Below are 22,860 nucleotides of genomic sequence, written 5' to 3' on the forward strand. Positions count from 1 at the left end.
GTCAGTGCGCGGGCGGGACCGGGGTGGGGGAATCCACGACGGCGGCCTGTGCCGTCAGTGCCCGCAGCAGGTGGTCCCGCTGTTCCACTATGATCCTGCGCAGGGCCCCGGGCGCCCCGGCATTGGCTTCAAGCCATTCGTCCGTCCGCCGCAGCACCGGGTGGCCGGCAGGGTCCATCCCGTCCGCCAGGTCCTGGCCGGCCGGGTAGAGGCCCCGCACGATCCGGCTGGCGATCTCGATGCTCCGGACGTCCCACACGTCCCGGAGGCACTCGAAATAAGGCTCCACGAACGGTTCCAGGAGCTCCGCCGGCGCCGTGGTGAAGCCGCTGATGGTGGCGGTCAGCAATTGGTTGGACAGTGACGATCCCTGGACCGCCGCGGCCCACGCGGCTGCCTTCACTTCCGTGTCCGGCCTGGCCGCGGCAGCGGTGGCATGGCCTGCCCGGCCGGAGGCAGTGGTGTCCCGTGCCAGCTCGGCATCCAGCTCGGCGTCGGTCGCCTGGCCGTTGGCCGCCAGGGCGTGCCAGAAGTGCCAGCGGAGCTCGGCGTCGACCGCTAGTCCGGCAACAGCGGCGGAGCCGTCCAGCAGCCCCTTCAGCAGTGGCAAGGCGGAGCGGTCATGCCGGCTGAGCGTCCCCAGGGTGCGTGCCCACGCCAGCTGCTGGTCCGAGCCCGGCGCTGCGCGCTTCAGTTCGGCGGACACGGCAGCCAGGAAGGAGGCACGTACCTCCGGCCTTTGCGCGGCGTGCGTATAGCGTTCGACGGCGGTGCACGCGTTCTCGAGGATGTTCAGCAGGACGCCGATGCCGGTTTCGGACGGCCCGAATGCTGCCACTGCGGATACGTAGCGTCCTGCCGGTGCGTCGCCGTCCCGGGCAGAGTTCCAGAGCGCGGTCCAGCACAGGGCCCTGGCCATGGGGTCTGCGATCCTGTCCAGTGACGCCAGCACTGTTGCCTCCGACGCAGGGTCGAGCCTGACCTTCGCGTAGGTAAGGTCGTCATCGTTGACCAGCAGGAGGGCCGGCCGCGGTCGGCCGGCAAGGCCTGGCACATCGGTCCGGTTCCCGGTCACATCCAGTTCTTCGCTGTCACCCCTGACCAGGGCGCCGGCCGCGTTCAAGTCGTAGGATCCGATGCGCAGGCGGTGCGGGCGCAGTTCCTGGCGGCCCGTCACCGGGTCCACGGCCTCCTGCACCACGACGGCGGAAGCCAGGGCGCCGCCGTCGGCAGGCGTCGTCTCCAAGGCCAGGGTGGACATGCTCGAGGTCTGCAGCCAGGCGCGGGCCCACTCCGAGAGGTCCCGTCCGGAGGCTGCACTGAGTGATTCGAGGAGATCCGCCAGCGTGGTGTTCCCGTAGGCGTGTTTCCTGAAGTATTCCCGGGACCCGGCAATGAACGCGTCAAAGCCCACGTACGCCACCAGTTGCTTGAGGACGGAGGCGCCCTTGGCATAGGTGATGCCGTCGAAGTTCTGCTTGGCTGCTTCCAGGTCCGGGATGTCCGCGACGATGGGGTGCGTGGTGGGCAGCTGGTCCTGCACATAGGCCCAGGCCTTGCGCTTGTTGGCGAAGTTCACCCAGGCGGTGTCCCAGTCGGTGGCGCGGTCCACGGCGAGGGTGCCCATGTAGTCGGCGAAGGATTCCTTGAGCCAGAGGTCGTCCCACCACTGCATGGTCACCAGGTCCCCGAACCACATGTGCGCCATCTCGTGCATCAGCGTGTTGGCACGACCCTGGTACTGCGCGTCTGTGGCCCGGGAGGTGAAGACGTAGCTTTCCGTGAACGTGACCAGGCCCGGGTTCTCCATGGCGCCCAGGTTGTATTCCGGCACGAAGGCCTGGTCGTACTTGCCCCAGGGATACGGGACGTCGAACAGCCGGTTGAAGAAGTCCAGCCCGCGCTTCGTCAGCCGGAACAGTTCTGCGGTGTCAAAGGAGTCCGCCATGGAGGCCCGGCAGTAGAGGGCCAGCGGGACGTCAAGCTGCGTGCCGTCGTCGAGCGTTGCCTGCCAGCGGTCCTCCGCCTTTGAGTAGGGGCCGGCCAGGACCGTGGTGATGTAGGTGGACATGGGAAGCGTTGTGGCGAAATCCCACCGTGCCGCGGCGGGGTCGCTGGTAAGCGCCGTCCGGGCAGTTTCCGCGCCGTTGGAGGCAACCTGCCAGTCCGCGGGCGCCGTGACGTGGAAAGTGTATGCGGCCTTCAGGTCCGGTTGTTCAAAATTGGCGAACACCCTGCGCGCATCGGCGGGCTCGTACTGGGTGTAGAGGTAGGTCCGGCCGTCGGCGGGGTCAACGAAGCGGTGCATGCCCTCGCCGGAACGGCTGTAGAGCGCGGTGGCGGTGACCGTCACCTGGTTCTCGTGCTGCAGGTTGTCCAGCCGGATCCGTGCCCCGTCCACCACCTCCGCGACGTCCAGGCCCTTGCCGTTGAGCTGGACGCTGTGGACACTGCTGCCGATGAAGTCCAGGAATGTCGACGTTCCGGCTTCCGCGGCGGTGAACGTGATGACGCTGCGGGTGGCGTAGCCGGGGGTGTCCGGGTCAGCGGCCGTGCGGACGTCCAGGGACACGTCGTAGCTGGCAGTGGTGATCAGGGCCGAGCGGCCGGCGGCTTCATCGCGCTGCAGATTCTCATGTGACACTCCGCTATCTAATCACGCTGCGGATCCCGCCCTGCGCGCCGTGGACGGCCGGCTAGCCCACGATCAGCAGGGCCGCGGCCAGCCCCAGTACGGCGATCAGCAGCCAGGAGGCCAGGGCCGCCCCCAGCGCACGCCCTCCGGTCAGCAGGAGCGTGCGGATCCGCACGGCGGACCCCAGCCCGAACAGGGCGGCGCCCAGCAGGATGTCCTGCAGCACGGCACCTGCCTCAAGTGCCCCGCCGGGCAGCCAGCCGGTGGACCTCAGCCCCACCATCGCCACGAAACCGAGGACGAACAGGGGCACCACGGGCGGCAGGCCGGCGTCGGTCCCGGACGGGCGGAGGGAGATCCGGTGATGTGCCCCCGCGAGGGCGGCCACCGGGGCGAGCAGGAGGACCCTGGTCAGCTTAACGACGACGGCGATGCCCAGGGCCGCGGTTCCCGCGGTCTGCGCGGTGGCCACCACCTGCCCCACATCGTGTACCGACGCTCCGGTCCAGGCACCGAACACTTCCGCGCTGAGTTGCAGCGGATGAACCAGCAGGGGCAGGACGCCGATGGCGAGCGTCCCGCACAGCGTCACCAGGGCCACCGGGAGGACGGTGTCCACGTGCCGGATGCGCCGCACCGCGGCCATGGCCCCGATGGCTGAGGCGCCGCAGATGGAAAACCCCGTGGCCACCAGCAGCGACGTCACCGGCGACAGCCTGAACAGCCGCGAGATCAGGTACGTCCCGCCGAAGCTGGCCGCCACCACGGCGGTGATCAGGAGGAGGGACTGCCACCCCAGCCCCAGGACGTCGCCGATGCCCACCTTCAGGCCCAGCAGCACGATCCCGGCCCGCATCAGGTGCTTGCCGGCGAAGTCGAGTCCGGGCCGTGCACGCCCGGCGGTCCAGGCACCGGACCCGGGAAGGTTGGCGGCCAGGACGCCGAGCACCACGGCCAGCGTCATTGCCGGGAGCTGCGGCACCAGCCAGTGGATGGAGAAGGCAGCCGCCAGGGCTGCTGCAGCGGCAGCCAGGCCCGGAATCAGCCGGCGGGCCTGCCTGCTGCGCCCGGAACCGGGATCGGGGAAGCTTCTGCTGACAGGCACCTACATACTGTGCCGGAAGATGCCCGGAATCAACGAACCGGGGCGTCCCCGGCCAACACGCCACAAAGAAGGCCCGTTTATGAATTCGAAACAAAAAGATGGTTGGCTATTGGGCATGTCAGACCTCTTCCAGGATTACTCCGAGGCCGCCGGCCGGACCGGAGCCTACGACGAAATGTTCGCCCCCGGGCAACAGGCCCGGGACTCGTATGAGCAGGTGGCGGAGGCGCTCCGCAAGCTTTCGCTGGCGGACGTCAGTGCCCGCGCCGATTCAATGGCCCGCACGTTCCTGGACCGCGGCGTCACCTTCGATTTCGCAGGGGAGGAGCGCCCCTTCCCTCTGGACATCGTGCCCCGCGTGATTCCCGCCGCCGAGTGGGACGTGATGGAACGTGGTGTGGCGCAGCGCGTGCGCGCCCTCGAAGCCTTCCTCAACGATGTGTACGACAAGATGACCGTGGTGTCCGATGGCGTGATTCCACGGCAGCTGGTGACTACCAGCGCGCACTTCCACCGGCAGGTCCACGGGTTTGAACCGGCCGGCGGCGTCCGCGTCCACATTTCCGGCATCGACGTGATCCGGGACGCCGCGGGCACCTTCCGGGTACTCGAGGACAACGTCCGGGTGCCGTCCGGTGTCAGCTACGTGCTGGAGAACCGCCGGGCCATGGCCAAAGGCCTTCCGGAGGCCTTCGGGCAGCAGCTCATCCGTCCTGTGGAGGAATACCCCCGGCGGCTGCTGTCGGCCCTGCGGAAGACCGCCCCCGCCGGCGTGGACGACCCCACAGTCGTGGTGCTGACCCCCGGCGTGTTCAACAGCGCCTACTTCGAACACACGCTGCTGGCCGGCCTCATGGGCGTGGAACTGGTGGAGGGCCGCGACCTCATCTGCCGCGGCAACCGCGTGTACATGCGCACCACAGCCGGTGAACAGCGCGTGGACGTCATCTACAAGCGCATCGACGACGACTTCCTGGACCCGCTGCAGTTCCGTGCCGACTCCATGCTCGGCTGCCCCGGACTGGTCAACGCCGCACGTGCCGGCGGGGTGACCATCGCCAACGCGGTGGGCAACGGCGTCGCGGACGACAAACTGGTCTACAGTTACGTTCCTGACCTGATCCGCTACTACCTTGGCGAGGAGCCCATCATCGCGAACGTGGACACGTTCCGCCTCGAGGAGAAGGAGGCCCGGGAGTACACCCTGGACAACCTCGCCGAGCTCGTGGTCAAACCGGTGGACGGCTCCGGCGGCAAGGGCCTGGTGATCGGCCCTGACGCTTCCAACGACGAACTCGACGCGCTGCGCCAGCGGATCATTGCCGATCCCCGCGGCTGGATCGCCCAGCCGGTGCTGCAGCTTTCCACCGTGCCGACCCTCAGCGGCGACAAGTTCGGCCCCCGCCACGTTGACCTGCGCCCGTTCGCGGTCAACGACGGCGACAACGTCTGGGTGCTCCCCGGTGGCCTGACCCGCGTGGCGCTGAAGGAAGGCTCCCTGATTGTGAACTCAAGCCAGGGCGGCGGCTCCAAGGACACCTGGGTGCTTGCCGATTCGCCGCAGATGCCCGTGGAATCCGTTCCCCGGCAGTCTGTCACCGTGCGCGAGAGGGTGTCCGTCTGGCCGGTGGAGAGCAACTGGCGGGACCGCCAGTCGGAGCAGCAGCAGTGACCCGCCCCCTTTCCTTCCCCGCCCCGGCCCCGCAGGAGGTAGCCGCGAATGCTTAGCCGTATTGCCGAATCCCTGTTCTGGATCGGCCGCTACGTGGAACGTGCCGACGGCACCGCCCGCATCCTCGACGTCCACCTCGAACGCCTCAACCACCTCCCCATGGAGGAACGGAAGAACGTCGCCCAGGAACTGCTCGCCGTCATGGGCGCACGCCCGCAAAGCGAGGACTTCGGGCTGCCCGAACTGCTGCACGCCCTGGCCTACGACAAGACCAGTGCCACGTCCATCGCCGGTTCCCTGGGTGCCGCGCGCGAGAACGCAAGGCGCGCCCGGGAAACCGTGTCCTCCGGGCTGTGGGAAAGCCTGAATACCACCTACTACGGGCTGAGCCAGCACCGCAAGGACGTGGTGGGGACGTACCGGTTCTGCAACTGGACCCTGGAACGGACAGCCATGGTCAGCGGCCTGGCCGACACCACGGTCAGCCACGATGAGAGCTGGCTGTTTTTGGTACTGGGCCGTTCCCTGGAACGCGCCGACATGACCGCCAGGATGCTGTCCACCCGCGACGTGCTGTCCGCCGGCATGTCGTGGGTCAACATGCTCCGCTGCGCCGGCGCCTACGAATCCTTCCTCCGCACCCGCCGGGCCGCTTTCGGCGACCAGCATGCCGCGGAATTCCTGCTGCTGGACCGGCTGTTCCCGCGGTCCATCGTCTACGCGCTCCGTGACGCCGACGAGTGCCTGGCCAAGCTGGATCCTTCGGCCCAGCGCGTGGGCTTCATCAACGATGCGCGCCGGATCGTCGGCCAGGCCCGCACCTTCCTGGAGTTCCACCGCACGGACGACCTCATGTCCGAACTGCCCGAGCACATGGAGCGGGTGCAGAAGGCTGTTGCCCAGGCGTCGGACGCCATTTCCCGTAAGTACTTCAATCAGGCGGACGAACTGGCCTGGGTGGGAGAACTGTCATGACCCGGCTGAGCATCGTCCACCGGACGGCGTACAAGTACAACAAGCGCGTCACCCTGTCCTACAACGAGGCCCGGATGACCCCGCTGACGGACTCGCAGCAGGTGGTCCTTGAGTCCGTCGTCAAGGTGTCGCCCACGCAGGCGGCCGTCAGCACCTACCGCGACTACTGGGGGACGCGGGTCACCGCATTCGACATGCAGATGCCGCACGAGCACCTCGAAGTGGTTTCCAACATCACCGTTGAGGTGCACCGGGCCGAAAAGATCCCCGCGGAGTCGGACATTGTGGGCTGGGACGTCCTGGCTTCACCTGAAACCCTGGACGCCTTCAGCGACTGGCTGCCGCAGTCCCGGCTCAGCGGTCCCGGCGATGAGGTCCTCGGAATCATCCCGGACGTCGTGGCGGGCCGGAACCCGCACGAGGCCGCCATGGCCGTCTTCGCCTGGATGCGGGGCGAGATGACGTACATGTCCGGATCCACCGCCGTCACCACCAACGCCGAAGAGGCCTGGAACCAGCGCCAGGGCGTCTGCCAGGACCTGGCACACCTGGCCATCGGGGCCCTGCGCAGCTGCGGCATCCCGGCCCGGTACGTCTCCGGTTACCTGCACCCGCGCTCCAGCGCCGGCGTGGGCGAGACGGTTGCCGGCCAGTCACACGCCTGGCTGGAGTGGTGGGACGGTGAGTGGCGCAGTTGGGATCCGACCAACCACAAGCCTGCCGGCGACTTCCACGTGACCGTGGCGCGGGGACGGGACTACCGTGACGTGTCGCCCCTGAAGGGCATCCTGTCCGGCGGCGGCGGGTCGGCGCTGAGCGTCAGCGTCGAAATCACCCAGCTGGCCTGACGGGAGGCCGCCCCGGGGGCCTTGGCTGGAGGTTACTCGTGGGCGGTCTTGACCGAGTTGCTGATCTGGGTCCACCAGGTCATCGGCTCGGTGACCTTGAAGCGGCGGCCGGTGACGGAGTCCGGCGTGATGCGCACGAACGCGTCTTTCCGGCCGGCCTGCCAGGGGAAGAGGTAGAGCCGGGAGGTGTCCAGGACGTCCTCGGCTGCCGTCACCACCGCTGCCGTCCCCTTAACGACGACGCTCCAGGCGAGGCCGCTGTCCGGGTCGACGCCGTCCGCTTCCACGGCAACGTCGGCGTCACCTGAGGCGGCGGACAACTTGGTGCCCTGGCCGGTTCGGTACACCACTGTTCCGCCGTCCACGGTGTAGTTGATGGGGAAAATATCCGGGCGGCCGTCAGCCAGGACGGCGAGCCTGCCGACAGACACCGTCCGCAGCAGGGCCCAGCATTCGTGGTGCTCGAGGTTCTGGACTTCGGGGGATGGCTCGTTGCTCATGCCGTGAGCATACGCCCTTCACCAGGGGCTGGGCTTGTAATCCTTGAGGAAGACGCCGTACTGGTCCTCGCCGTTCTCACCCATGACGATGGGATCGTAGACACGTGCCGCCCCGTCCACCAGGTCCAGGGGAGCGTGGAAGCCTTCCTCCATGAGCCTGACCTTGGTGAAGTGGGGACGTTCGTCCGTGATCCACCCCGTGTCCACGGCCGTCATGAGGATACCGTCGGTGTCCAGCATTTCCTGAGCGCTGGTGCGGGTCATCATGTTCAGCGCAGCTTTGGCCATGTTGGTGTGCGGGTGGCCGGGGCCCTTGTAGGCCCGGGAGAACTGGCCTTCCATTGCCGAGACGTTCACGATGTACTTCCGCCGTGCCGTGGAGCGGCGCATGGCTCCGCGGAGCCGACTGACCAGCAGGAAGGGGGCCGTGACGTTGCACAGCTGGACCTCAAGCATTTCCAGCGGGTCCACCTCGTCCACCACCTGGGTCCAGCTGTTGATGGCGGCCAGGTCCGGGACCAGTCCTCCGGCGTCGATGGCGGTTCCGGCGGCGATCCGGTCCAGCGACGCGGAACCGGTGGACAGTGCCAGGGACGTGATGGCGTCGCCGGCCAGGACCGGGTGTTCGGTGACGCTTCCGGCCAGCGCCAGCGGGTGCTTGTCATGGGCATGGCCGAAGGTCAGCAGCTCGGGGCCGCCGTTCGCCTGCTCCAGCGCCGCCGGCAGCGGCTCGTCCTCGGCGTCCACGAGGGGCTTGTACGCGTTGCCGGACCGGCGGACGGTCTGGGCGGCATTGTTGATGATGATGTCCAGCGGGCCGGCCTCGTTGAGGGAGTCGGTCAGGGCCATGACCTGTGCCGGGTCCCGCAGGTCGATCCCCACGATCCGCAACCGGTGCAGCCACTCCGCGCTGTCCTCCATGGCGACGAAGCGCCGGGCTGCGTCCTTGGGGAACCGGGTGGTGATGGTGGTGTGGGCGCCGTCGCGCAGGAGCCGCAGCGCGATGTACATGCCGATTTTGGCGCGGCCGCCGGTCAGCAGGGCACGCCGTCCGGTGAGGTCGGTCCGTGCGTCCCGTTTGCCGTGGCTGAAGGCCGCGCAGTCCGGGCACAGCTGGTGGTAGAAAGCATCCACCTGGGTGTAGTGCTGCTTGCAGATGTAGCACGGGCGGGACCTGATCAGGTGCCCGGCCACCTTGCCGGTGGCCGAGGTTGCCAGCTTGTTGCCGCGGGTTTCGTCATCGATCCGGTCCGGGGCGGCCGTAGCCGTCAGGGCGATGACCGCCCGGTCTGCCTCGGCTATTGAGTCCCGTTTGGTGACCCGGCGGTGCCGCTTGACCGCTTTGAACATCTTCCCGGTGGCCCGGCGGACCGACACGTAGTCCGGGTGCTCCTCGTCATAGGCGTGGATCGTGTTCAGGACCTTGAGGCAGGCCTGGATTTCCTCAGGGGTCAGGTCGGGGGAGCTCATTGGGTCAATTTTACAGCGTGCAGGGGTGCCCGGACGCAGGAGGACCGGCGGCACCATCAAGGTGCCGCCGGTCCTGTAAAGGGGCTTCAAGCGGGGATCAGGCCGGGCGGCCGCCCGTGGTGGACTGCGCTGCCGCGGCGTGGGTCTGCGCCACCTTGTCCACCGACTCGCGGACTTCCGGGAAACGGTCGGCCGCGGCCTTCACCGCGTTGGGGACCAGGTGCAGGTTCCTGGCCGCCAGCTGGCGCTCGTGCTCATCCGGTTCGGGCACGTCCTGGTACTTGGACAGCACGGTAATTCCTGATTCGGTGACCTTGAAGCCACGTGCCCGGTCGAGCTCCGGGTCAAGGCCGATGGCCGCGCCGGCGGGCACCCGGACGTTCTTGTCGATGATGGCGCGGTTGACCACTGCGCCCTCGCCGATGTGCACCTTGTCCATCAGGACGGAATCGATGACGCGGCTGCTGGTGCCCACGTAGACATCGTTGGACAGCACCGAACCTTCCACGACGCCGCCGGAGATCACGACGCCGCTGGAGACGATGGAGTCCAGCGCGGTGCCAACGGTGTCGTTCAGGCCGCGGACAAACTTGGCGGGCGGCGAGATGCTCTGCCGCGTGTAGATGGGCCACTCGGAGTTGTACAGGTTGAAGACCGGCAGCGGGGAGATGAGGTCCATGTGGGCGTCGTAGAAGGAGTCGATGGTGCCGACGTCCCGCCAGTAGGTCCGGTCGCGCTCGGTGGAGCCGGGTATCTCATTCAGCGTGAAGTCGTAGACACCGGCCTCGCCCTGGTTGACGAAGTAGGGGATGATGTCGCCGCCCATGTCGTGCTTGGTATCGAGGCGTTCAGCGTCCACGTGGAGGGCAGCCACCAGGGCGTCGGCGTCGAAAACGTAGTTGCCCATGGATGCCAGGAACTGGGACGGATCTGCCGCGAGGCCAGGGGTGCTGGCCGGTTTCTCCACGAACGCCGCGATCTTCTGCGGATCATTCTGGTCCACCTCGATGACGCCGAACTGGTTGGCCATGTTCAGCGGCTGGCGTACAGCCGCCACCGTTGCCTTGGCGCCGCTGTTGACGTGCTGGGCCACCATCTGGGCGAAGTCCATCCGGTAGACGTGGTCGGCGCCGACCACCACAACGATGTCCGGGTTGGCGTCGTGAATGAGGTTCAGGGACTGGTAGATGGCATTGGCGCTGCCCAGGAACCAGCTCTTGCCCACGCGCTGCTGGGCCGGGACGGAAGCGACATAGTTGCCCAACTGGGTGGACATGCGCCAGGTTTCGGAGATGTGCCGGTCCAGGCTGTGCGACTTGTATTGGGTGAGGACGACGATCTGCAGATAGCGGGAATTCACCAGGTTCGACAAGGCGAAGTCGATCAGCCGGTAACTTCCCGCGAAGGGCACCGCGGGCTTCGCGCGGTCTGCCGTCAGTGGCATCAATCGGTTTCCCTCGCCGCCGGCGAGGACTATGGCCAGGACTTTTTTCGTCAACGGCATATTGGTCGCTCCTGTACGCCCTCGTAACTCCCCAAAACAGTCCGGATGGCCCGGACTCCTTCACACTAGAACAGTTATGCGTGAAGGACTACCTTGGGTCTTGTGCGAATAGACATTGTGACTAAAGAGTTCCCGCCGGAGATCTACGGTGGCGCCGGGGTGCACGTAGCCGAATTGAGCAGGGTGCTTAGTAAGCATGTTGACCTGCAGGTTCGTGCTTTTGGTGCCCCACGCGACGCCGACTACCACGGGGCGGCCGTCACGTCCTACCAGGTGCCGGAGGACCTGGGAGGGGCCAACGCGGCGGTCCAGACACTCGGTGTGGACCTGCGCATTGTGCCGGACGTGCAGGGCGCGGACCTGGTCCATTCACACACCTGGTACGCCAACATGGCCGGCCACCTCGCCTCGCTGCTGCACGGAATTCCGCACGTTCTCAGCGCCCACAGCCTCGAACCCCTGCGTCCGTGGAAGGCCGAGCAGCTCGGGGGCGGCTACGCGCTTTCCTCCTGGGTGGAGAAGACAGCCTACGAAGCGGCGGCTGCCATCATCGCCGTCTCAGAGGGCATGCGCCAGGACATCCTGCGCAGCTACCCGGACGTCGATCCGGAGAAGGTGCGCGTGGTGCACAACGGCATTGACGTCGAACTGTGGCAGCGCGACGGGAACGACGACGCCGTCCGGGCATTGGGCATCGACCCCGGCAAGCCGAGCGTGGTCTTCGTGGGAAGAAACACACGCCAAAAGGGCGTCCCGTACCTCCTGCGGGCGGCAGCAAAGCTCCCGGCGGACGTCCAGCTGGTCCTGTGCCTCGGCGCCGCCGACACCCCGGAACTGGCCGCCGAAACGGCAGCCCTGATCGAGGACCTGCAGAAGCAGCGGACCGGTGTGGTCCTGATCGAGCGGATGCTGCCCCGCAACGAACTGATCCAGGTGCTCAGCCACGCCACGGCTTTCGCTTGCCCGTCCATCTACGAACCGCTGGGCATCGTCAACCTCGAAGCGATGGCGTGTGGAGCCGCAGTAGTGGCCAGCGCCACCGGCGGCATCCCGGAGGTCGTGGACCACGGGCGCACCGGGCTGCTGGTGGAGCTGGAACAGGTGACCGACGGCACCGGGACGCCGCTTGATCCCGAAAAGTTCGTCAACGAGTTTGCGGCGGCCCTCACCGAGGTGGTGTCCGACCCGGACCGTGCCCGGGCCATGGGGCAAGCGGGCCGCGAGCGTGCCGAGAAGCATTTCTCCTGGGAGTCCATCACGGAAACCACCCTTGAGGTGTACCGCTCGGTGCTTCCCGCCGCCGGCTGACCTTTCCGCCACGACGACGACGGCGCCGCTCCCCACGCCAGGGGAGCGGCGCCGTCGTCGTGTCACACCGCGGGGACGCGCCGCCCGTCAGCTCTTGCGGCCGGCGGCGGTACGGGCCAACAGTACCTTTTCGTCAACCGGCGACTGACCGCTGGCGCGCTGGCTGCGGAAGTAGGCGCGGGCTTCGTCCTGGCGCTGCTTTTCGGCCCCGGTGGCGATCCGTGCACGCAGGTGTTCATCGGTGTAGCCGAAGGCGTCCACCAGGTCCATGGCGTGCGGCCGGATTTTCTCCAGCAGCCGGTTGATGTACCCGCCAACGGTGCGGGCCCGCTGCATGGACAGCCTGCCGTTCATCAGGTACCAGGAAAGGTTCTTCTCGATCAGGGACAGGCCGAACAGGTCACGCAGCCAGGTCAGGACCTTCCTGGTGCCCGGATCGGCCACCTCTGCGAGCGCCTCCGTGAAGGCCTCCCACTGCAGCAGTTCGGCATGGGCCTGCGCGGCGTCGATCAGTTCGTTCTGGTGCCGGTTGAACAGTGCGGCACCCTTGTCCTGCGGGAGCCGGTTGCTGCCCTTGAGCGCTGCTGCGGCCTCCGCCACCATGGTCTGGACCCTGTCGGTCAACAGGGCGCGCTGGCTCTCCTCGTCGCGGAGGGCTATGGCGGCCTTCTGGACCAGCCCGGTGTCGGTGATGAACTGGGCCACCTGGCGCAGCCCGGTGCGGTGGATGGCTGCGCCGGTGGCCTGGCCCACCACGTAGCGTGCGAGCACGCCGAAGTCGACGTTCCGGAATTCCTTGGCGTAGTCGGCGAGGAGCCGCTTGGCCACCAGTTGGAGCAGTACCGTGTTGTCGCCCTCGAAGGTGGCGTAGACATCCAGGTCCGCGCGGAGCGAGGCAAACCGGTTTTCGATCAGGAAGCCGGCGCCGCCGCAGGCTTCGCGGCATTCCTGCAGCGTGTCCAGCGCGTGCCAGGTGCTGAGCGGCTTAAGGGCTGCGGCGAGGGTTTCGAGGTCCTGGCGGTCTTCGTCGGTGTCGGCCGCGCCGGAGAAGACGTCGTCGAACTTCCGCAGCAGCTGCTCATGCGCAAAGCCCGCGGCGTACGTGGTGGCCAAACGGGTGAAGAGCCGGCGCTGGTGCCGCTGGTAGTCCAGCAGGACTTCCTCGTCGGTGTGGGAGGAGGCGTTGAACTGCCGCCGTTCGGTGGCGTACTGGATCGCGGCCTTCAACGCCACCTTGGACGCGGCCACGGCCGCCCCGTCCAGTGAGACCCTGCCCTGGACCAGGGTCCCGAGCATGGTGAAGAACCGGCGGCCGGGGCTGGCGATGGGTGAACTGTAGGTGCCGTCCGCGGCCACATCCCCATAGCGGTTCAGCAGGTTGGTGCGCGGGATCCGGACGTTGGTGAAATGCAGCCTGCCGTTGTCGATCCCGTTCAGGCCGCCCTTGATGCCGTCGTCCTCGCCGCCGATGCCTGGCAGGAACTCCTTGGTCGCGGGATCGCGGAGATCCACGTAGAAGGCGTGGACGCCGTGGTTCACTCCCTGCGTGATGAGCTGCGCAAACACGACGGCGCCGAGTCCGTCAGTGGCGGCGTTGCCGATGTAGTCCTTCCAGGCTGCCCGGAAGGGAGTGTGGATCACGAATTCCCCGGCGGCGGGATCGTAAGTGGCCGTCGTGGCGATGCTGGCCACATCGGACCCATGCCCGGTTTCGGTCATCGCAAAGCAGCCGGGAATGTCCAGGCTCATGATGCCCGGCAGCCACTTGGCTTGGTGCCCGGCGGTTCCCAGGTGCATCACGGCGGACCCGAACAGGCCCCACTGCACGCCTGCCTTGATCTGCAGCGAGGGGTCTGCCACCACCAGTTCCTCGAAGCCGGCGATGTTGCCGCCGTGGTCGTCCGAGCCGCCGAGGTGCTTCGGGAAGGCCCGGTGCACGGCCCCGTTGTCCACGAGGTACTGCAGCTGGCCAAACACGCGTGCCCGGTGCTCGGTGTGCGTCTGCCCTTCGATCTTGTGGAGTTCCGGACGGCCTGCCAAGTCGCGGGCCTGGATGCGGACGGCTGCCCACTTGCCCAACAGCTGCCGGCCGAGGGCCTCGGTGTCCACGGCCGCGGGCTGGCGTTCGGAGTGGGCGGCCGCCTTGGCCGTCGCTCCGGGGCGGGAGCCCTTGCGGGCGGGGCGGTCCACTACTTCGGTCATGTCATTGTCCTTCGTTGGTGCTGACAGGGTGTTTGGTGGTGTTCAGGGAAAGTTCGGGCGCGATGCCCACGCAGAGCCAGTCCGTGATTTGGCGTGCCATGGCGTCCTGGCCCGGCTTCCCGGCCGTGTCCGGTGTGCTCAGCCACTGCTCGCCGGCATTGCGCACCAGTCCAATGGCAGCCTTGGGCCAGTATCCGATCACGTTCTCCCGGCCTTCGCCCAGGTGCGAGCGCATGGGGCTTGCGATCATCCCGGCCACTGCATCGAAGAAGTGCCCCAGAGCTCCGGAGACGGCGCCGCTGCCGGGCGCTTCGGCCGGCTCCGCGGATGCGTGGCGGGTCACGAAGGTGTAGACGTTCGGGCTGGTGGCTGCCATCTGCAGATAGGCCGACACCATGGCGAGCAGTCCCTCCCGCGGTGTGTCGGCACTCTGGGCTGCTTCGTGGATGCGGCGCTGCATCTGGTCCAGCACCACCTCGCCAACAGCCTGCTGCAGGCCCGCTTTGTCGCCGAAGTAGCGGTAGAACACCGACTTCGAAGTGCCGGCGGCGGCAGCAATTTCCTCCATCGACGCGTCACTGCCAAGGGAGTGCACGGCACGCCTGGCCTGCTTGATCAGCTGCCGCCGGCGCTCCTCGCGGTGGGTCTGCCACCGTGAGGAACGGCCGTCCGAGGCGGGTGCCGAAGGAGGTTCTTCAAGGCCAGGTTCCGGGATGTTCACGATACCCAGCGTATCAGGTACGCTGGGTATCGGTAACCGCTTGCGACCAGAGGAGACACCCATGTCCAGTGACGGACAGTCCGCGCCCGCCCCTGCCGGCACGCCCAGCAACGCCGCCGCAGCCCCCGCCCCGCGCCGCGCGGTCATCGTGGGCGGCAACAGGATTCCCTTCGCCCGCGCTGGAGGGGCCTACGCCAAATCGTCCAACCAGGACATGCTGACAGCAGCCCTGGACGGCCTGATCGCGCGCTTTGGCCTGCAGGACGAGAGGCTGGGGGAGGTTGCTGCCGGCGCCGTGCTGAAGCACAGCAGGGACTTCAACCTGACCCGGGAAGCGGTCCTCGGCTCCGCCTTGTCCGCTGAGACGCCTGCCTATGACCTCCAGCAGGCCTGCGCCACCGGCCTGGAGACCCTGGTGGGACTGTCCAACAAGATCCGGCTTGGACAGATCGACTCCGCAGTGGCAGGCGGGGTGGATTCGGCGTCGGACGCTCCCGTGGTGGTGAGCGAAGGACTGCGCGACGTCATCCTGGACCTCAACCGGGCCCGGAAACTGCCGCAGCGCCTGCAGATCCTCAGCCGGCTCCGCCCCAAGGACCTTGCCCCGCTGGCACCCGGTACGGCCGAGCCGCGCACCGGCCTGTCCATGGGAGAGCACCAGGCACTGACCACCGCCCAGTGGAAGATCACCCGGGAAGCCCAGGACGAGCTGGCCCTCAACAGCCACCGCAACCTGGCGGCCGCCTACGAATCAGGTTTCTTCGACGACCTCATCACCCCGTACCGGGGCCTGTCCCGCGACGGGAACCTGCGCGCCGACACCTCGGCGGACAAGCTTGCGTCCCTGAAGCCCGTCTTCGGGAAGAACCTCGGCGTTGGAGCCACCATGACGGCAGGCAACTCCACCCCGCTGACAGACGGGGCCTCCACCGTCCTGCTCGCTTCGGATGAGTGGGCGGACGCACGCGACCTGCCCAAGCTCGCCGTCGTGGTGGATGCCGAAGCCGCGGCAGTCGACTTCGTGCACGGCAAGGACGGTTTGCTGATGGCACCGGTCTTTGCGGTGCCGCGGCTGCTCGCACGCCACGGCCTGACCCTCGCGGACTTCGACTTCATCGAAATCCACGAAGCGTTCGCAGCCACCGTCCTGAGCACGCTCGCCGCGTGGGAGGACGAGGACTTCGGCCGCACCCGCCTTGGACTCGACGGAGCCTTCGGCAAGGTGGACCGTGCCCGGCTGAACGTCAACGGGTCCTCGCTGGCCGCCGGCCACCCCTTCGCAGCCACCGGTGGACGCATCGTGGCCTCACTGGCCAAGCTGCTGCACGCCAAGGGCAGCAGCGAAGGCCGCCCGGCCCGTGGACTTGTCTCCGTGTGTGCTGCCGGCGGCCTGGGCGTCGTCGCCATCCTGGAATCGGCGTAGGGGGCGGCCATGGCGGACAAATACACCCAGTTGGTCAATCAGGGCGTGGGCAAGAGCGTGGCCAGGAAGCTCGGGCTGCCCCAGCCGGCAATCCTGCGCAGGTACCGGCCCGGCAGCCCGCTGGTTCCCGGACCTGTCGTCGTCCTCGGAGACTCGCCGGCGTCGGACAAACTGGCCGCCGAGCTGCTGTCATGGGAACTGGACATCCGCAGGCACGCGGTCCCGCGGGAAAAACTCGGAGCCATCATCCTGGTCCTGGACAATGTCCAGCGCCCGGAAGACCTTGGCAGGCCCGTCCTTGCGGCGGCGGCTTCCCTCCGTGACCTTGCCCCCGGGGCGCGGGTCCTCACCGTGTCCCGGCCGGCAGCCACGGCAGCAAGCCCGGCCATCGCCGCCGCCCGGCAGGGAATCGACGGACTGCTCCGTTCGCTGGCCAAGGAACTCCGCGCCGGAGCCACCGGCAACGGTATCCTCCTTGCCGACGATGTTGAGGCGACCAGTCCCAGCGCCCTCGGCGCCGTGCGCTTCTTCCTGTCCGGACGTTCGGCTTTCGTGGACGGCCAGTTCCTGACGGTCTCAGGACAGGGCGGCACCTTGCCGCCGCAGGCCGATACGCCCCTGGCGGGCAAGGTCGCCGTCGTGACCGGTGCGGCGCGGGGGATCGGCGCCGACATCGCGCGGACCCTGCACCGCGACGGCGCCACCCTGGTGGTGGTCGATCTGCCGTCCGCGGGCGACCACCTTGCGGCGGTGGCCAACGAGGTCAAGGGAACAGCCCTGCAGCTTGACATCACACGGGACGACGCCGGCCAGCGGATGATCGACCATGCGGTGCAGCGGCACGGCCGCCTGGACATCGTCATCCACAACGCGGGCATCACCCGGGACAAGCTGCTGGCCAACATGGACCCTGCACGGTGGGACTCTGTCATCAACATCAACATCGCCTCGCAGTTGCGGATCAACGAGGCACTTCTCGCCTCCAAACACTTCCGGTCCGCACCCCGTATCGTGTCGGTAGCGTCCACCAGCGGGATCGCCGGGAACCGGGGCCAGACCAACTATGCGGCCTCCAAGGGAGGGGTCATGGGAATGGTCAGGGCCACTGCCTCGCTGATGGCCGGCAACGGCGGCAGCATCAACGCCGTGGCGCCGGGGTTCATTGAAACCGAGATGACCTCCCGGATTCCCCTGGCGCTGCGGGAAACAGCCCGCCGCCTGAATTCCCTGAAGCAGGGCGGCCAACCGGTGGACGTCGCCGAAGCCATTGCCTTCCTTGCCAGTGACGCGGCCGCCGGGATCAACGGCGAAGTCCTGAGGGTATGCGGACAGAACCTGGTGGGGGCGTGATGGCAGCACGGCCGGTGGTCCTGGGGGAGATGCCGTCGCTTTCGAAGCTGTACGTCAACGCGGCAGCCCAGGCGGCCCGCCACCGGCTGCTGGGTTCGGGGAATGCGGCTGTCCTCCCGGAGGAGGGCCACCAGGTCCGCGGAGTAACGGTGGACGTGGCCAACCTCACCGCCTACCAGCACCTCTTGGGGGAAACGGCCAGCGACGTACTGCCCGCCGGTTTCGTCCACGCCCTGGCCTTTCCGCTGGCCATGAGCGTGATGAACCGGGACGACTTCCCGCTGCCGCTGCTGGGCATGATCCACCTGCGCAACAGGGTGGAGCAGCGCGTCCCGCTGGTGTTTACCCAACCGCTGGACATCACCGCCCACGTGGAAAACCTGCAGGGGCACCGCTCCGGGACCCAGGTGGATGTGGTGGCCGAAGTCCGGAAGTCGGGCACCGGCGCCGTGTGCTGGCGGGGCGTGTCCACCTACCTGGCGAAAGGCGTCTTCCTGCCGGGGATCGACAAACCGGCGGCCCACCCGGCCAGGGAGGAGTTCAGGGCACCCGACCCGACGGCGCTGTGGCAGCTGGGCGTTGATACCGGCCGCGCCTATGCCGCCGTGTCCGGTGACTTCAACCCCATCCACTTGAGCGTGCTGTCCGCCAAGGCCTTGGGGATGCGCAGGTCCATTGCACACGGCATGTACCTGGCCTCGAGGGCGCTCGCCGACGTCGGACCGTCGCGCGGAGATTCCTTCACCTGGGAGGTGGAGTTCGACGCGCCTGTCTTCCTGCCGTGCCGGGTGGCCCTGGACATCAGCACCGAACAGGAAACGTCCGGAGCGTGGAAGCGGTCGGACTTCGTGGCCTGGAATCCCCATTCCGGCAGGCGCCACTTCAAGGGTTCAGTCGCTTCGGCTGATGTGGACGCAGGGGCGCCTGGCCGGGAAGACCAGGTCCAGGCCACGCACGTCAGCCAGTAGGGCGCACGGCGCGCAGGATGCGGTGGAGGCTGAGCAGCAGGGATTCCGACGCCGGCACCTTGCCTTGCTTCTCCGGCTCACGGTCCGCGGTGGAGGTCATACAGGCCTCCACCGCCGACCTGGCAGCATCGAACCGTTCCTGGTAGCCCTTTTCGTCATCCTCGAAGTAGGAACCCAGCAGTTCGCCGGTGGCCGTGATGGCTTCCGACAGCGGGCCGCTGTCCTGGACCGGCACGGCATAGGGCACGTCGCTTTCCCAAATCACGTCGGACAGGACGTCCGTCATGTCCTGGATGTGGAAGGTCACCCGTTCCAGCTCGCGCAGGTTCCGGTAGTCCTTTTCCATGTCCCGCGGGTGGAGGCGCCGGCGGGGGTTGCCGCGACGACTGGCGTCCGCTTCGCTCACCAGGTGGCGCACGGACCGGGTCGCGGCCGCCAGTTCGTCCGAGCGGCGCGACCACTCCTCGTGTTCGGGCGGCCACTCTTCCCGGAGGGCCTTGCCCATGTCCGTCAGTTGCGTGCCCAGGGCGCGGCGCAGTTCGTCAAGGCTGGCCGCGGCGGCATTAAAGTGCAGCGGAGGAAAGATCAGGAAGTTCACGCCGATGCCGATGACCACTCCCACGCCCATCTGCAGGAGGTAGCCGAAGGAAAAGTCGTCGGGATCGCTGTTGCCCACCAGAAGGACCAGGAGGGCTGCTGTCGGGATCCAGTCCTTGCCCGACCCGATTCCGGGCAGCCCGCCCAGCAGGACGCCGATCCCCATGAAGAACGCCACCGTCAGCGGTGATGGGTCGGTGTACGCCACCAGCACGAAGGCCAGCCCGATCCCGACAGCCAGGCCGGCCAGTGCCTGGACCCCTTGGCGGACGGATCCGGCAACGTTGTGGTACATCGCCACGAGGGCGCCCAGCGGAGCGTAGTAGGGGTAGTTGGCGGCGGCCCCCGGCATCAGCGGCGCGATCAGGAAAGCCAGGCCGGCAGCGATGGCTGCCTTGGCCGCCAGCTGGAGCCGCTGGGCGGCGAAGGCTGCCGTCAGGCCCCCGACGGCGCGCTTCAGGATTTCGGTGCCCCGGCCCCATGTGACTTGCTTTGGCGCTCTCGGCATGCTCATCCGCCCAACCTTAGGGTGGTTTTCCCCCATCCCCAAAAGATGCTGGTCAGGGGCGTTGCCTTCATGACAGGGCTGCAGCCGACCTTCGGATTTCCGCTGCCAGCCGGTGTGCCCTGCCGGCCGTCCGCCCTTCTTCGGCACGGCGGGGTATGTAACCGAAGCCCAGTGAGTACGCCGGGTCCGCGAAACCCAGCGCCGCATTGGCGCCCTCATGGCCGAAGGCCCGGTGGCTGCCAAAGTTCCGTGACGGGTGGGGTTTCATGAAGACCACGGCGAAGGCGTTGTCCAGGCCGGAAGACCGGTCCAGGCCCCATACCTGTTCAGCGGACATCAGGCGGATGGTGTCCTCGGCCAGGAAAGCCGGGGCGTCGTCCACCCCCGTCGTTGCCGCTGCATAAAGACGCGCCAGGCCCATCGCCGATCCCACGCCCCCTGCCGCGGACATCCCGGAAGCCCGGACAGTCCTGATGTTCGGCAACTCCATGATCCCGCTGACGGGGGAGTTGGCGTTAAGGCCCTCCAGGCTGAGCGGGTCCAGCCACTGCTGGCCGTCGTCGTCGGCATACAGGACGTCGCGGTACCGGGGCTCCAGCGCGGCGGGCAGGCCGAGGAAGAAATCCACGCGGTGGGGCTGACGGATCCTTTGTTCGTACAGCTCCTGAAGGGTTGATCCGGACGTGCGGCGGCAGAGCTCTTCCATAATGATGCCGATGGTGAGGGCGTGGTAGCCGAACTGCCGGCCTGGCCGCCATAGGGGAGGACTCGCGGCGAGACGGGCAGCGGCAGCGGGGGTGGTGAACCCGTCCACCGGGAAGCCGCCTTCAATGCCCGGGACCCCCGCCTGGTGGGAGAGTGCTTCCCGCACCTTCAGCCTGTCCTTGCCGTGGGCGCCGAACTCAGGCCAGTAATGCGCCACTGGACGGTCAAGGTCGAGCGCGCCGTCCTGAACCAGCAGGGCGATGACCATGGCGGCAACACCCTTGGAGCAGGAGTAGGCCCCGGTGAGCGTGTCCGGCCCCATGTCCGGGCCGCCGGTCAGGTCCACCACAGGGGTCCCCTCGTGGACGGCCGCCAGCTGGGCGCTGTAGCCGGGGTCTGCGGAAAGGAAGGATTCGAAAAGTTTCAGGACGTTTTCGTAGCCGGGCGACACATGTCCGTGAAGAAGCTGCATGGCGCCCAGCTTAGCCGGAAATCGCTTTCCAGCCCTTAGCCGGCCCCGTGTCCGGCTGCCACTTCCTCGCCCTGCCTGACCGGCCCGGGCGGCGTTCCGTCTCCGAAGGGGCGGCCGCCAAGTTCCTCCCGCCCATGGGCGCTGAGCCAGCCGCCCAGGTCGGGACCGGCGGGAACGATGCCCGTGGGATTGATGTCCTCATGAACGATGTAATAGTGCTGCTTAATCTGCACGAAGTCCGTGGTGTCACCGAAGCCGGGTGTCTGGAACAGGTCCCGGGCGTAGCCCCAGAGCGCAGGCATTTCGCTGAGCTTTTGCCGGTTGCACTTGAAATGGCCGTGGTAGACGGCGTCGAACCGCGCCAAGGTGGTGAACAGGCGGACGTCGGCTTCGGTGATGGTGTCACCCACCAGGTACCGCTGCCGGGAGAGCCGCTCTTCCAGCCAGTCGAGGGCGGTCCACAGCCGCTGGTAGGCGGCGTCATAGGCTTCCTGCGATCCGGCGAAACCGCACCGGTATACGCCGTTGTTGACTTCGGTGAATACGCGTTTGTTCACGGTGTCGATCTCTTCGCGCAGGCGCCCGGGGTACAGGTCGGGCGCTCCGGGCCGGTGATACCTGGTCCACTCCGTGGAGAAATCGAGCGTGATTTGGGGAAAGTTGTTCGTGACCACGCCCCCGGTGGCCACGTCCACGATGGCGGGGACCGTGATGCCGCGGGGGTAGTTCGGGAATCGCTTGAAATAGGCCTCCTGCAGCCGCTCGATGCCCAGGACGGGGTCGCGGCCGTCGGGGTCCAGGTCGAAGGTCCATGACCGCGCGTCGTGGGTGGGCCCCGGCTGGCCCAGCGATATTGCCTCCTCCAGGCCCAGCAGCCGCCGGACAATGACCGTGCGGTTGGCCCACGGACAGGCGCGGGCAGCGATCAGCCGGTAACGACCGGCTTCAACGGGCCAGCCCGGCTCACCGTTGACGCCCGGCCTGCCGTCGCTGGTGATGCGGTCTTCGATGTAGTTGGTGTCGCGGGTAAATTCCTGGCCGCCGGTGACATAGGCACCGCGTGTGCTGTGCTCTGTTCCGCCGGCAGCCTGGGCGCTCTGGGTGTCGTGGCTCATGCCCCCAAGCCTATGCCCCGGCAGAGAGGACCGCTGCGACAGGCTGGATTGCCAGGGCCCAGGCGCCGCCCACGGCTGTCATGAAAAGGAAGATCCAGATGCCCGAGGGGACAGAGGTGGCCCTGTACAGGATGTAGGCGTCCGAGGTGGCGAGCCGGCTGCGCCGCCGGAAATGGACGTGGACCAGTTTGACCAGGTCCCTCACCGCACCGACGAGCAGTGCGAGGCCCAGAGCAACAGCAACGTGGCCAATGAACCCGCCGGGAACCAGCAGGAGCAGGGCCAGCGCCCCCGCAATCGCAGCGGCCGTGATCAGGTATCCTGCCGGATTTCGCAGGAACACCAACGTTGACGCCAGAGCCGCGGCACCGGCAGCAATGGACGCCGGTCCCCAGCCGTGGAATCCGCACAGGACAAACGCGGCCCCCACCACAGCAGGCACGGGGTAGCCCCAAAAACAGGACCACACCGTGGCGGCCTTGCTGCGGCTGTATGTGGTGGTGGTCCCCGAATGGTCCAGGCGAAGGTGGATCGCCGAGAGCCGTTGGCCGCTGGTGACGGCGGCGAAGGCATGGCCGAGCTCGTGGGCCGCGGTGGTCAACAGGCCGAAATACTTCCACGAACGCCGCGGCACCGACAGCGCAGCGGCCGCCACAATGGCCAGGATGAGCTCTACGGAAGTGACCGGGGGCGGTGCTGTGCGGCTGACCGCCGACAGCAACGTCTCCCACAGGCCGGCAGGGCTGCTCATCCGGACGTCCCGGGATTCGTCAGGTGATGGC

Annotated in this window: 18 protein-coding genes; 7 read left to right on the forward strand and 11 right to left on the reverse strand. The window is 67.6% G+C overall.

Annotated elements, in window-relative coordinates:
* Position 1: 1 nt before the first annotated feature.
* Both pepN and AS031_RS06445 read right to left on the reverse strand, forming a co-directional pair.
* Entirely contained in the window at positions 2 to 2,644 is a 2,643-nt protein-coding gene (gene pepN, locus AS031_RS06440) for an aminopeptidase N (RefSeq protein ID WP_058267301.1), read from the reverse strand.
* Positions 2,645 to 2,696: 52 nt separating this feature from the next.
* On the reverse strand, positions 2,697 to 3,740 hold the full coding sequence (locus AS031_RS06445) for a YeiH family protein (RefSeq protein ID WP_058267302.1): 1,044 nt from the start codon (positions 3,738 to 3,740) through the stop codon (positions 2,697 to 2,699).
* A 115-nt stretch (positions 3,741 to 3,855) separates the two neighbouring features.
* On the opposite strand from AS031_RS06445, the gene AS031_RS06450 reads away from it, so the two are divergent.
* The 3 genes from AS031_RS06450 to AS031_RS06460 are packed head-to-tail and all read left to right on the forward strand — an operon-like array spanning position 3,856 to position 7,235.
* Positions 3,856 to 5,412, forward strand: a complete 1,557-nt coding sequence (locus AS031_RS06450; protein WP_058267303.1) for a circularly permuted type 2 ATP-grasp protein — start codon at positions 3,856 to 3,858, stop codon at positions 5,410 to 5,412.
* A gap of 48 nt (positions 5,413 to 5,460) precedes the next feature.
* Positions 5,461 to 6,387: an alpha-E domain-containing protein gene (locus tag AS031_RS06455; RefSeq protein ID WP_058267304.1), complete on the forward strand. Its 927-nt coding sequence runs from the start codon at positions 5,461 to 5,463 to the stop codon at positions 6,385 to 6,387.
* Positions 6,384 to 7,235, forward strand: coding sequence for a transglutaminase family protein (locus AS031_RS06460; RefSeq protein ID WP_058267305.1), 852 nt, complete (start codon positions 6,384 to 6,386; stop codon positions 7,233 to 7,235). The genes AS031_RS06455 and AS031_RS06460 overlap by 4 nt, the downstream gene beginning before the upstream one ends.
* A gap of 32 nt (positions 7,236 to 7,267) precedes the next feature.
* Here AS031_RS06460 and AS031_RS06465 read toward each other — a convergent pair whose 3' ends face one another.
* The 3 genes from AS031_RS06465 to glgC all read right to left on the reverse strand — a co-directional run bounded on the left by AS031_RS06465 (position 7,268) and on the right by glgC (position 10,709).
* Positions 7,268 to 7,735, reverse strand: a complete 468-nt coding sequence (locus AS031_RS06465) for a pyridoxamine 5'-phosphate oxidase family protein (protein WP_058267306.1) — start codon at positions 7,733 to 7,735, stop codon at positions 7,268 to 7,270.
* Positions 7,736 to 7,753: 18 nt separating this feature from the next.
* A complete protein-coding gene (locus AS031_RS06470) occupies positions 7,754 to 9,205 on the reverse strand; it encodes an SDR family NAD(P)-dependent oxidoreductase (protein ID WP_058267307.1) in 1,452 nt (483 codons plus the stop codon).
* Positions 9,206 to 9,302: 97 nt separating this feature from the next.
* The gene (glgC, locus tag AS031_RS06475; RefSeq protein ID WP_058267308.1) at positions 9,303 to 10,709 is read right to left on the reverse strand and encodes a glucose-1-phosphate adenylyltransferase; all 1,407 of its coding nucleotides are present in this window, start codon (positions 10,707 to 10,709) and stop codon (positions 9,303 to 9,305) included.
* A 102-nt stretch (positions 10,710 to 10,811) separates the two neighbouring features.
* Here glgC and glgA point away from each other — a divergent pair, with 102 nt between their 5' ends.
* Entirely contained in the window at positions 10,812 to 12,017 is a 1,206-nt protein-coding gene (gene glgA, locus AS031_RS06480) for a glycogen synthase (RefSeq protein WP_058267309.1), read from the forward strand.
* A gap of 87 nt (positions 12,018 to 12,104) precedes the next feature.
* On the opposite strand, the gene AS031_RS06485 is transcribed toward glgA, so the two are convergent.
* Both AS031_RS06485 and AS031_RS06490 read right to left on the reverse strand, forming a co-directional pair.
* On the reverse strand, positions 12,105 to 14,219 hold the full coding sequence (locus tag AS031_RS06485; RefSeq protein WP_058267310.1) for an acyl-CoA dehydrogenase family protein: 2,115 nt from the start codon (positions 14,217 to 14,219) through the stop codon (positions 12,105 to 12,107).
* 1 nt (position 14,220) lies between these two features.
* Positions 14,221 to 15,003 (reverse strand): TetR/AcrR family transcriptional regulator, encoded by a 783-nt coding sequence (locus tag AS031_RS06490; RefSeq protein ID WP_082641962.1) that lies wholly within the window; start codon positions 15,001 to 15,003, stop codon positions 14,221 to 14,223.
* Here AS031_RS06490 and AS031_RS06495 point away from each other — a divergent pair.
* From AS031_RS06495 to AS031_RS06505, 3 genes are read left to right on the forward strand one after another with little or no spacing between them, the layout of a single operon-like run.
* Positions 15,002 to 16,363, forward strand: a complete 1,362-nt coding sequence (locus AS031_RS06495; protein WP_058267311.1) for an acetyl-CoA C-acetyltransferase — start codon at positions 15,002 to 15,004, stop codon at positions 16,361 to 16,363. The two genes, AS031_RS06490 and AS031_RS06495, sit on opposite strands and share 2 nt — an antisense overlap.
* A gap of 9 nt (positions 16,364 to 16,372) precedes the next feature.
* The gene (locus AS031_RS06500; protein ID WP_058267312.1) at positions 16,373 to 17,713 is read left to right on the forward strand and encodes a 3-oxoacyl-ACP reductase; all 1,341 of its coding nucleotides are present in this window, start codon (positions 16,373 to 16,375) and stop codon (positions 17,711 to 17,713) included.
* Positions 17,710 to 18,681, forward strand: a complete 972-nt coding sequence (locus AS031_RS06505; RefSeq protein ID WP_141688769.1) for a MaoC family dehydratase — start codon at positions 17,710 to 17,712, stop codon at positions 18,679 to 18,681. Before AS031_RS06500 ends, AS031_RS06505 begins: the two co-directional genes overlap by 4 nt.
* Here AS031_RS06505 and AS031_RS06510 read toward each other — a convergent pair.
* From AS031_RS06510 to AS031_RS06525, 4 genes are all read right to left on the reverse strand, one after another.
* Positions 18,671 to 19,786 carry an FUSC family protein gene (locus AS031_RS06510; RefSeq protein ID WP_058267612.1) on the reverse strand — a complete coding sequence of 372 codons (1,116 nt, stop codon included), beginning with the start codon at positions 19,784 to 19,786 and terminating at the stop codon, positions 18,671 to 18,673. The genes AS031_RS06505 and AS031_RS06510 overlap by 11 nt on opposite strands.
* 67 nt (positions 19,787 to 19,853) lie before the next feature.
* Entirely contained in the window at positions 19,854 to 20,963 is a 1,110-nt protein-coding gene (locus AS031_RS06515; protein ID WP_058267314.1) for a serine hydrolase domain-containing protein, read from the reverse strand.
* A 35-nt stretch (positions 20,964 to 20,998) separates the two neighbouring features.
* Positions 20,999 to 22,078: a glutathione S-transferase family protein gene (locus tag AS031_RS06520; RefSeq protein ID WP_058267315.1), complete on the reverse strand. Its 1,080-nt coding sequence runs from the start codon at positions 22,076 to 22,078 to the stop codon at positions 20,999 to 21,001.
* Between the two features lie 10 nt (positions 22,079 to 22,088).
* Entirely contained in the window at positions 22,089 to 22,829 is a 741-nt protein-coding gene (locus tag AS031_RS06525; RefSeq protein WP_058267316.1) for a M50 family metallopeptidase, read from the reverse strand.
* Positions 22,830 to 22,860 lie beyond the last annotated feature (31 nt).

It is taken from the genome of Pseudarthrobacter enclensis, assembly GCF_001457025.1.
Taxonomy (GTDB): domain Bacteria; phylum Actinomycetota; class Actinomycetes; order Actinomycetales; family Micrococcaceae; genus Arthrobacter; species Arthrobacter enclensis.